Annotated in this window: 9 protein-coding genes; 5 read left to right on the forward strand and 4 right to left on the reverse strand. The window is 75.1% G+C overall.

Annotated features, from left to right (window positions below):
* Positions 1-1,111: tetratricopeptide repeat protein (locus AA75_RS19415; RefSeq protein ID WP_368666599.1), on the reverse strand; the 1,111-nt coding region annotated here is incomplete at its 3' end.
* 318 nt (positions 1,112-1,429) lie between these two features.
* Positions 1,430-2,029: a uridine kinase gene (locus tag AA75_RS19420; protein ID WP_149038247.1), complete on the reverse strand. Its 600-nt coding sequence runs from the start codon at positions 2,027-2,029 to the stop codon at positions 1,430-1,432.
* A 219-nt stretch (positions 2,030-2,248) separates the two neighbouring features.
* Here AA75_RS19420 and AA75_RS19425 point away from each other — a divergent pair, with 219 nt between their 5' ends.
* Positions 2,249-3,412 (forward strand): acyl-CoA dehydrogenase family protein, encoded by a 1,164-nt coding sequence (locus AA75_RS19425; RefSeq protein ID WP_033821382.1) that lies wholly within the window; start codon positions 2,249-2,251, stop codon positions 3,410-3,412.
* Positions 3,413-3,440: 28 nt separating this feature from the next.
* Here the strand turns inward: AA75_RS19425 and AA75_RS19430 are convergent, their stop codons facing one another.
* Positions 3,441-3,890, reverse strand: a complete 450-nt coding sequence (locus AA75_RS19430; RefSeq protein WP_051812795.1) for a hypothetical protein — start codon at positions 3,888-3,890, stop codon at positions 3,441-3,443.
* A gap of 299 nt (positions 3,891-4,189) precedes the next feature.
* Between AA75_RS19430 and AA75_RS19435 the strand changes: the two genes are divergently transcribed.
* Genes AA75_RS19435 through fxsA form a run of 4 tightly spaced genes read left to right on the forward strand, consistent with a single transcriptional unit; the run spans position 4,190 to position 8,682 of the window.
* Positions 4,190-4,630 carry an Lrp/AsnC family transcriptional regulator gene (locus AA75_RS19435; RefSeq protein ID WP_199520361.1) on the forward strand — a complete coding sequence of 147 codons (441 nt, stop codon included), beginning with the start codon at positions 4,190-4,192 and terminating at the stop codon, positions 4,628-4,630.
* A gap of 30 nt (positions 4,631-4,660) precedes the next feature.
* On the forward strand, positions 4,661-6,289 hold the full coding sequence (locus tag AA75_RS19440; RefSeq protein WP_033821384.1) for an amidohydrolase: 1,629 nt from the start codon (positions 4,661-4,663) through the stop codon (positions 6,287-6,289).
* Between the two features lie 32 nt (positions 6,290-6,321).
* Positions 6,322-8,052, forward strand: coding sequence for an apolipoprotein N-acyltransferase (gene lnt, locus AA75_RS19445; RefSeq protein ID WP_233289097.1), 1,731 nt, complete (start codon positions 6,322-6,324; stop codon positions 8,050-8,052).
* Between the two features lie 57 nt (positions 8,053-8,109).
* On the forward strand, positions 8,110-8,682 hold the full coding sequence (fxsA, locus tag AA75_RS19450; RefSeq protein WP_033821385.1) for an FxsA family membrane protein: 573 nt from the start codon (positions 8,110-8,112) through the stop codon (positions 8,680-8,682).
* 164 nt (positions 8,683-8,846) lie between these two features.
* Here fxsA and AA75_RS19455 read toward each other — a convergent pair whose 3' ends face one another.
* Positions 8,847-9,221 carry an RNA polymerase-binding protein RbpA gene (locus tag AA75_RS19455; RefSeq protein ID WP_033821386.1) on the reverse strand — a complete coding sequence of 125 codons (375 nt, stop codon included), beginning with the start codon at positions 9,219-9,221 and terminating at the stop codon, positions 8,847-8,849.
* Between the last annotated feature and the right edge of the window lie 213 nt (positions 9,222-9,434).

Here is a 9,434-nt window from a genome sequence, read left to right on the forward strand (position 1 = left end):
CGGGACCGGCGGCGCAGGCCGAGCGGTCGGCCGGGGAAGGCTCGCCGGCGGCGTCGCCCGCCGACTCGCCACCGGCACCGGCACCGGGGGAGCCGAACCGCCCGGCCGGCCCGCCCCCGCCGGCCGGTGCGACCACGCCGAACCCGCCGGGACCGGACGGCTCGGACGGTTCCGGGCCGGGGTCCTGGTCGCCCTGCGGTCCGGCGTCCGGCCCGGGGCCTCGGCCGGCACCGGGGTCGGGATCCGGATCCGGATCCGGGTCGAACTCGGAGTCGGGCAGGGCCGGTTCGAGCATCGCCCGGTCCTCGTCGGAGAGCAGCAACCCCTCCAGCACCCCGTCGGTGGCGATCGCCGCCAGCCGCGCGGAGGTGTCCATGAACGCCGGATCGGCCCGGTGCACGGCACGGTACAGCGGCAGCGCGGCGGCGCTGCGCCCGGCGCCCTCGTACGCCCGGGCCAGCCAGTACCGCAGCTCCTTGCGCTGCGGCTGCTCGGAGCGGCACCGGGCCAGCGACGCGGCGAGCGGGGCCTGCGCCTGGGCGCACATGTCGAGCCGGACCCGGGCCATCCCGCCGAACAGCCCGGCCTCGATGCCCAGCACCGGGTCGTCCAGCAGCCGGTCGGTGTCCCGGATCAGCTGCTCCCAGTCCTTCACCAGGTAGGAGCGGCAGGCGTGCAGGAAGCGGACCGAGGGGTCCTGCTCGGGCGGCGGGCACTCGGCGAGCGCCCGGTCGAGCTCGGTCAGGTGCCGGCCGTCGAGCCAGTGCGAGGCGTGCGCCAGCAGCAGGTCGCGGGTGTCCTCCAGGACCGGCTGCACCCACCAGCCCAGCCAGTACCAGGAACTGAGCGGCCGTCGGTGGCGTCTGCGCTGCTCCCCGAACCGGTCCTGGTGGCGGTACATGGCGAGCAGTGCGCCGGAGGTGTCGCTGCGCAGCGCGTGCAGGCCGAGCCAGGCGTCGGCCATCGCCGGGTCGAGTTCGACGGCGGTGCGGAACTCCTCCTCGGCGCGCGCGTACGAACCGGCCGCGTAGGCGTCGGTGGCGCGCAGCCAGGCGCGGTCGGCCTGCCGGGCGGCCCCCGGGCCGCCGGAACCGAAGTCGGACGTCTCCACCGTCACTCACGCCCCCCGCCGAGTGCATCGAGGCCAAGTCGGTCGACGAGCGGCAGGCAACCCCCGCCCGTCCGTCCGCAACCCCCGGAGCGCCTGTGCGCCTGACTGGAATCGTACCGGCGCGAGGCTGATCCGGAAGGGTGCCGCACCGCTTCAAATCCAAGGGGTGGCCGGGCTGTTGGCCCCGGCGGGGCCGGTGGGGGAGGACAGCACGGCGCCTCCGGCTCACGGGGGAACAAGCCGGAGGCGCCGAGTCCAATGTTGCGGGATCAACTATCTCCCGCGTGAAGTGAACCTAAGTCCTGGCGACGTCCCAGGTCAAGGGCCGTGCGCGGGGTCACCGACGGTGCCCCGGACGATCCGTCCGGTGACCCCGTCGACCCGCAGGCCGGCGTACGGGCGGCTGGGGTCGGCGGCGAAGTGCGCCCGCTCCGCGCGGGCCCAGCCGGCCCAGAACTCGGCCAGTTCCGGACCGTCCCGCAGCTCGCCCCGGCGCCGGGCGGCGGCCGCGTCCAGCTCCATCCACACCAGCGCGGCGAGCGCCGGGCGCACCGCGCGCCGTCCCGCGCCGACCCCCTCCAGCAGGACCACCGGCGCCGCCGGGATCCGCCGGGACGTGGCGAAGCGCCGCAGCGTCCAGTCGTAGACCTGGTACTCGGCCGCCCGGCCCGCCGCCAGCGGTGCCAGCACCTGCGAGCGCAGCCGCCCGACCCAGCCGAACGGCTCCTCGTGGGTCGCCAGGTCGTCCAGGTGCACCACCGGCGCCCCGCCGAGCGCGGCGGCCACCCGGGCCGCGAAGGTGGTCTTGCCGGACCCGGCGTGCCCGTCCACCGCGACCAGCCGCACCGGCCCGAGCGAGGGCGCCAGGGCGCCGAGCCGGTCCGGCAGGCCGTCCGGTATGTCCGGGGTGCCGGGAATGTCGCGCAGGTCGGCCGGGTCAATCACCTGGCCACTCTAGGACTCCGTTCGATGGGCGTTCGACCGTCGACGGTGACTGCCTGGGTCGATATCGGGCATACTCGCATCGCCGCGCCTGTGAACGACCGTTCACTTCGGCCGGTGACGGTCCACCCAGACCCGTCAGCCCCGTCCCCGGGCCCGCCACACCAGGGCCCGCCGAATCGAGGAGACGCAGCCATGAGCGCCGTATCCGCCAAGCCCGTGGACCGTCAGCTGCCCAGCGAGGAGGCCCGCGAGCTGCTGGGCCTCACCCGCGAGCTGGTACACAACGAGGTCGCCCCGCACGCCGCCGCCGACGAGGCCGGTGACCGCTTCCCCCGCGAGGTGTTCCGCACCCTGGGCCGGGCCGGCCTGCTGTCCCTGCCGTACGGCGAGCAGTACGGCGGCGGCGACCAGCCCTACGAGGTGTACCTCCAGGTCCTGGAGGAGCTGGCGGCCGGCTGGCTGGCCGTCGGCCTCGGCGTCAGCGTGCACACCCTCTCCTGCCACGCCCTGGCCGTCTTCGGCACCGACGAGCAGCGCGACCGCTGGCTGCCCGGCATGCTCAGCGGCGAGCAGCTCGGCGCGTACTGCCTCTCCGAGCCTCAGTCGGGCTCCGACGCGGCCTCGCTGCGCACCCGCGCGGTGGTGGACGGCGAGGAGTACGTGGTCAGCGGCACCAAGGCGTGGATCACCCACGGCGGCCACGCGGACTTCTACAGCTCGATGGTGCGCACCGGCGAGGACGGCGCCCGCGGCATCAGCTGCCTGCTGGTGCCGGGCGGGGCGGCCGGGCTGTCGGCGGCCCCGCCGGAGCACAAGATGGGCATGCGGTCCTCGCCGACCGCGCAGCTGCACTTCGACGGCGTCCGGGTGGCCCGCGAGCGGCTGATCGGCGAGGAGGGCCAGGGCTTCCAGATCGCCCTGGCCGCCCTCGACTCGGGCCGGCTCGGCATCGCGGCCTGCGCGATCGGCGTCGCCCAGGCGGCGCTGGACCTGGCCGTCGACTACGCCGGTACCCGGCAGCAGTTCGGCCGGCCGATCGCAGACTTCCAGGGGCTGTCCTTCATGCTCGCCGACATGGCCACCCAGATCGAGGCCGGCCGGGCGCTGTACCTGGCCGCCGCCCGGCTCAAGGACGCCGGTCTGGCCTTCTCCAAGGAGGCGGCGATGGCCAAGCTGTTCTGCACCGACGCCGCGATGCGGGTCACCACCGACGCGGTGCAGGTCCTCGGCGGCTACGGCTACACCCAGGACTACCCGGCCGAGCGCTACATGCGCGAGGCGAAGGTGCTGCAGATCGTCGAGGGCACCAACCAGGTCCAGCGCCTGGTCATCGGCCGGCACCTGACCGGCCGGTGACCGCGGGCCCGGGGTGCGGCGGCAGCGGTCAGCGCCGTCCCCGGGCACCACGCTGGGCGGGGACCGGCGGGGCGTCCTCGACGGTGCGCCGCTGGCCGGCGTGCGAGAACGGCTGGGTGCGCCAGTCCAGCTCGGCCGGCAGGGCGAGCAGCTCGTCCAGGCCGGGGCCGGCGTGCTCGGCGGCGTCGCACTCGGCCAGGTCGTCGGCGGGCGAGCCGGAGCCCGCGCAGACGGCCGGCGAGAAGGGGTGCCAGGCGGTCGGCAGGACGGCGTGCAGCGGCAGCCGGTCCTCGTCGCCCACCAGCGCGATCGGGCGGTCGCAGGACGGGCAGTGCACCCGGACGATCTCCCAGGTCTCGGCCTCGCCCGGGTCCGCGCCCGGGGTCGGGCCGAAGTCGGCGTAGCCGTCGTCCTCGTGCCGTCCGGTCTCGGCGCGTTCGTCCTCGACGCTGGATGAGCGTTGGTCAGTGGCAGGCATCGGGATCCCCCTCGGATCGGGCCGGCCTCGGTAAGCCCGGGCCAACAGCAGCACTTCCCGCCGACGGACCGTCATAACCCTGCAGGTCGGCGCACGATGATGCACGGGGTGTGTCCTTCGCCACATTCTGGTGGCATGTGCCCCCTGCAATGCGCCGGTTCGGTATCGGGGCCGGGCGGGGCCCCGCAGCGCCCGGCCGGTCCCGGCGGGCCGCGGGCGGTGCGCCGGATCGCCGCGCGGCCGGGCGGATGAGCCGCCGGGTCGGCGTACGGCTCCCCGGGGCGCTAGGTTTGCGCCTTGTGGAGGATCTCGACCAGCGCATCGTCCAGCTGCTTCTCGAAGACGGCCGGATGAGCTACACGGACCTGGGCAAGGCCACCGGCCTGTCCACCTCGGCGGTGCACCAGCGGGTGCGCCGCCTCGAACAGCGGGGGGTGATCCGCGGCTACACGGCGATCGTCGACCCCCAGGCCGTCAACCTGGCGTTGACCGCCTTCATCTCCGTCAAGCCGTTCGACCCCAGCGCCCCGGACGACACCCCGGACCGGCTGGTCCAGTTGCCCGAGATCGAGGCCTGCCACAGCGTCGCCGGCGACGAGAACTACATCCTCAAGGTCAGGGTCCCCGGACCGGGCGACCTGGAGGACCTGCTGGCCCGGATCAGGTCCGCCGCCGGCGTCTCCACCCGCACCACCGTGGTGCTGTCCACCCCGTACGAGGCGCGCCCCCCGAAGCTCTGACGCGCACCGGTCGGGTGCAGACTTGTGCCCATGACCGAACGCACCAACCGCACCGTGCTGCTGCGCGGCGGCAACGTCTACAGCCCCGCCGACCCCTTCGCCACCGCCATGCTGGTGGAGGGGGAGCAGGTCGCCTGGGTCGGCAGCGACGGCGCGGCCGAGGCCTACGCCGACATCGCCGACGAGGTGGTGGAGCTGGCCGGTGCCCTGGTCACCCCGGCCTTCGTCGACGCCCACGTGCACGCCACCTCGACCGGCCTGGCGCTCACCGGCCTGGACCTGACCGGCTGCCCGACGCTCGCCGAGGCACTGGAGCGGATCGCCCGCTTCGCCGCCGACGCCCCTGCCGGCGGCGTGCTGATCGGCCACGGCTGGGACGAGTCCGGCTGGCCCGAGGGCCGCCCGCCGACCCAGGCCGAACTCGACCGGGCGGCCGGCGGCGCCGCGCTGTACCTGTCGCGCACCGACGTGCACTCCGCGCTCGCCTCCACCGCGCTGCGCGCCCTCACCGAGGACCTGGCCGCCCTCCCCGGCCACCACCCCGACGGCCCGCTCAGCCGCGACGCCCACCACGCCGTGCGGGCTGCCGCACTGGCCCACCTCACGCCGGACCAGCGCCGCGCCGCCCAGCTGGCCACCCTGCGGCGCGCCGCCGAGCTCGGCATCGGCGCCCTGCACGAGTGCGCGGGACCGCAGATCTCCTCCGAGCAGGACCTCGCGGCGCTGCTCGAGCTGGCCGCCGCCACCGACGGCCCCGAGGTCTTCGGCTACTGGGGCGAGCTCGGCGGCGTCGACACCGCCCGGCGGCTCGGGGCGGTCGGCGCCGGCGGCGACCTGTTCGTCGACGGGGCGCTCGGCTCGCACACCGCCTGCCTGCACACCCCGTACGCCGACGCCGAGCACACCGGCGCCGCCTACCTGAGCGCCGAGCAGATCGCCGACCACGTCGCCGCCTGCACCGAGGCGGGCCTGCAGGCCGGCTTCCACGCGATCGGCGACGCCGCCGTGACCGCCGTCCTGGACGGCGTGCGGGCCGCCGCCGACCGGGTCGGCCCCGCCCGGGTGAAGGCCGCCCGGCACCGGGTCGAGCACGCCGAGTCGCTCGACGACAAGTCCATCGCGGCCTTCACCGAGCTCGGCCTGACCGCCTCCGTGCAGCCCGCGTTCGACGCCGCCTGGGGCGGCCCGGACGGCATGTACGTCCAGCGGCTGGGCGCCGAGCGGGCGGCCGGCCTGAACCCGTTCGCCGCGCTGCTGAAGGCCGGCGTCCCGCTCGCCTTCGGCTCCGACGCGCCGGTCACCCCGCTCGACCCCTGGGGCACCGTCCGGGCCGCCGCCTTCCACCGCACGCCGGAGCACCGGATCTCGGTCCGCGCCGCCTTCACCGCCCACACCCGCGGCGGCTGGCGGGCGCTCGGCCGCGACCAGGACGGCGTGCTGGTGCCCGGCGCGGTCGCCAGCTTCGCGGTCTGGGACGCCACCGACCTGGTCGTGCAGGCCCCCGACGACCGGGTGGCCGGCTGGTCCACCGACCCCCGCTCCGGCACCCCGGGCCTGCCCGACCTCACCCCGGGCGCACCCCTGCCCACCTGCCTGCGCACCGTGGTCCGCGGTCGTACGGTGCACGTCCGCCGACCCGCCCGGCGGCGGCCGGTGTGAGCCGCGACACCCCGTGAGCCGGGCGGATACTGGTGCGGGGTACCGTCTTCGGACGGCTCTCGATCGTGGGCGGCCGGATCGAGGACGGACCCGACGAGAGAGGCGGTACGCAGGTGGCCCTGCCCGTACAGCAGGAGCACCCGGCGGCGGACGCCGGGTCGGCAGGCGAGGCCGGGCAGCCCCGGCAGCGGCCCGGGCGGCTCGCCCGGATCCGTGCGGGCCTGCCCCGGACCGGTCTCGCCGTGCTCGCCGGTCTGCTGCTGGCGGCCTCCTTCCCGCCGTACGACCTGTGGCCGCTGTCCTTCCTGGCGGTGGCCGGCTTCTCGCTGCTGACCCGGGGCCGCACGGTCCGGCAGGGCGCCTGGACCGGCTTCGCGTTCGGGCTGCCGTTCTTCCTGGCGCTGCTGTCCTGGCTGCGGGTGATCGGCTGGGACGCCACCATCGGCCTGTCCGTGGTGGAGGCGCTGTTCCTGGCGCTGCTCGGCGGCGCGCTCGCGCTCACCTCCCGGCTGCCCGGCTGGCCGCTGTGGACCGCCTGCCTGTGGGTCACCCAGGAGTGGGCCAGGGACCGGCTGCCGCTCGGCGGCTTCCCGTGGGGCCGGCTGGCCTTCGCCAACACGGCGAGCCCGTTCACCCCGCTGGCCGCGCTCGGTGGCGCCCCGCTGGTGACCTTCGCCGTGGCGCTGTCCGGCGCCCTGCTGGCCTGGGCCGCACTGCGGCTGCGCAACGGCCCCCGGCGCTCCTTCCCGCTGGCCGCCACGGGCGCCGTCGGTGCGCTGGCGGCGCTGCTGGCGGGCTACCTGGTGCCGGTACCCACCGGCGCCGACGACACCGTCAAGGTCGCGCTGGTCCAGGGCAACGTGGCCAAGCCCGGGATGGACTTCCTCGGCCGCCCGATGATGGTGCTCAACAACCACGCCGCCGAGACCGAGCGGCTGGCCGCGGACGTCGCGGCGGGCCGCGCCCCGCGCCCGGACATCGTGATCTGGCCGGAGAACTCCTCCGACCTCGACCCCTACTCCGACCCCGCGGCGTACGCCCGGATCGACGAGGCGGTCCGCAGCATCGGCGTGCCGACCCTGGTCGGCGCCCTGGTGGACGGCCCGGACGCCCAGCACGTGCAGAACAACGGCATCGTCTGGGACCCGGCGAGCGGCCCCGGGGCCTCGTACACCAAGCAGCACCCGGTGCCGTTCGGCGAGTACGTGCCGTTCCGCGCCGAGCTGTCCCAGGTGATCGAGCGCCTGCAGCGGGTCGCCCGCGACTTCTACCCGGGCACCCACAACGGTGTGATGCAGCTCGGCCCGGCCCGGATCGGCGACGTGATCTGCTTCGAGGTCGCCTACGACGAGATCGTCCGCGACACCGTCAACGACGGCGGCCGGGTGCTGGTCGTCCAGACCAACAACGCCACCTACGCCGAGAGCGGCCAGCCCGAGCAGCAGCTCGCGATGTCCCGGCTGCGCGCGGTCGAGCACGGCCGCGCGGTGCTGATCGCCGCCACCAGCGGGATCAGCGCGGTGATCGCCCCGGACGGCTCGGTGGTCTCCCGGACCGAGGAGCTGACCCCGGCCGTGCTGAACGCCGTGGTGCCGCTGCGCGACGGGACGACCGTGGCCGACCGGGTGGGCGCGGCGCCCGAGTGGGCGCTCGCCGTGACGGGCCTGCTGGCCTGCGGCTTCGCCGCGGCCACCGGTCTGCGCCGGCGCCGCCGGGGTGGAACATCGGCCGGCTCCGAGCCGTTGACCCCACAGGTGCCGTAGCCACGGCCGGAGTCCGCCGGCGGTGCGAAGAGCACCGCGATGGAGTGGATTCGTACCGTGGCCCAGACAACTGACCAGGTCCGCCCGGCCCCGCGGGGCCGAGTGCGGCGTCTCCTGCCGCTCGCCGTCGCCGCCTGGCTGGTGCTGGAGATCTGGCTGCTGACCGTGGTGGCCGGGGTGCTGAGCTGGCCCGCGGTCCTGCTGCTGCTGATCGCCGGGATGTTCGCGGGCGGCTCGCTGATCAAGCGGGCCGGCCGCCGGGCGTTCGCGGCCGCCGTCGAGCAGACCAAGGACCCCCGCTCGGAGCAGCCGCAGACCGGCACCAGCCTGACCGTCCTGGCGGGCGTCCTGCTGATGCTGCCCGGCTTCCTGTCCGACCTGCTCGGCCTGAGCCTGCTGTTCCCGCCGACCCGCGCGCTGTGGCGGGCGCTGGGCCGCCGGCTGGCCGGACGGGCGCTGCACTCCACCGCGCCGGTGGGGGCGGACCGCTTCGCGGACGCGCTGCGGCTCCAGGAGCAGCTGCGGATCCACCGGCCCGACGGCAAGGTGATCCAGGGCGAGGTGGTCGACCCGCCGGCCCCGGGCGCAGGCGGCCCCGACACCGCGTACCGCCCGCCGCTCGCCCACTGAGAAGCGCCGAGCCGAGCCCTGAGAAGCGCCGAGCCGAGCCGAGCAGAGCCGAGCCGAGCAGAGCCGAGCCGAGCAGAGTGGCACCGGGCGCACGAGGTGGCGCCGAGCGCATGAGGAAGGGCCCCGGGCAGATCGCCCGGGGCCCTTCCTGGTGTGCGGTACCGCTATGCGCTCTTGCGGGTGTCACGCGGGTGGATCGCGAGATTCATCCCGCCGGACCTGAGGACCGCCAGCCGTTCGGCCAGCACCTCCTCCAGCTCCTCCCTGGTCCGACGCTCCATCAGCATGTCCCAATGGGTACGCGTCGGCTTGACCTTCTTCTCCTCCGGCTCATCGCCGTCCAGCAGCATGGCCTCCTGGCCGCAGAACCGGCATTCCCACACCGAGGGGATCTCCGCCTCGACGGAGAAGGGAACCTCGAATCGGTGTCCGTTCTGACATGCATACTCGACGGTCTGGCGGGGAGCCAGGTCGATGCCGCGGTCGGTCTCGTAGCTGGTCGCCCCGAGTCGCGTGCCGCGGAGAGCTCGCTCGCTCATGAATCGTGCCTCCCGGGCTTCTGGCCCACAGGACTAGTGGTCGCTGTCTTCGTCGTTCGGTCCAACGCTCGGCCGCCGACGAAGATTCCCGTCCCGGGACGGGCGTCGCCTGTCGTGCCGCCCCTGTTTGTACCCATCGCCGCCCGATTTGTCACATCTCAGCGGTGATATCACCCTGTGTGTCACATCTTGTGCACATTGCGACCGTCGCGG

The sequence above is a fragment of the Kitasatospora sp. MBT63 genome (assembly GCF_000710465.2).
Taxonomy (GTDB): domain Bacteria; phylum Actinomycetota; class Actinomycetes; order Streptomycetales; family Streptomycetaceae; genus Kitasatospora.

What these genes read in the sequence shown, in the direction of transcription:
- AA75_RS19425 (WP_033821382.1), top strand. Translation starts at nt 2,249, where the DNA reads ATGAGCGCCGTATCCGCCAAGCCCGTGGACCGTCAGCTGCCCAGCGAG.
- AA75_RS19430 (WP_051812795.1), bottom strand. Translation starts at nt 3,890, where the DNA reads ATGCCTGCCACTGACCAACGCTCATCCAGCGTCGAGGACGAACGCGCC.
- AA75_RS19440 (WP_033821384.1), top strand. Translation starts at nt 4,661, where the DNA reads ATGACCGAACGCACCAACCGCACCGTGCTGCTGCGCGGCGGCAACGTC.
- AA75_RS19455 (WP_033821386.1), bottom strand. Translation starts at nt 9,221, where the DNA reads ATGAGCGAGCGAGCTCTCCGCGGCACGCGACTCGGGGCGACCAGCTAC.